Genomic DNA, 260 nt, shown 5'->3' with positions numbered 1-260 from the left:
AGCTCGCAGCGCCCGGAACGGTCACGCCGCTCTCGACCTCGTCGTCGGTCTCGGTGCAGGGTGGCGCGGGGCAGATCGTCGCCGGTCATGACGTCAATCTCTCGGGCGGCGATCTGACGAACGCCGGATCGATTGCCGCGACGAACAACGTCAACATCACGTCGAACAGCTTCACGAACCAGGGCACCAACGTCGGCACGATGACGACGACGGCGGGCTGCGCGGCAGGTTACAGCGCGGGCTGCGCGACGCTCTCGACC

Annotated in this window: 1 protein-coding gene; it reads left to right on the top strand. The window is 67.3% G+C overall.

The features are described 5' to 3' along the window. Nucleotides 1–260, top strand: a 260-nt coding sequence (locus SB751_RS32135; RefSeq protein ID WP_410749280.1) for a hypothetical protein, incomplete at both ends; no start/stop codon positions are given.

It is taken from the genome of Cupriavidus sp. SIMBA_020, assembly GCF_046535395.1.
In the GTDB taxonomy this organism is placed as follows: domain Bacteria; phylum Pseudomonadota; class Gammaproteobacteria; order Burkholderiales; family Burkholderiaceae; genus Cupriavidus; species Cupriavidus campinensis.
The sequence above is the reverse complement of the archived record's forward strand: the minus strand, read 5'-3'. Positions and strand labels throughout refer to the sequence as shown.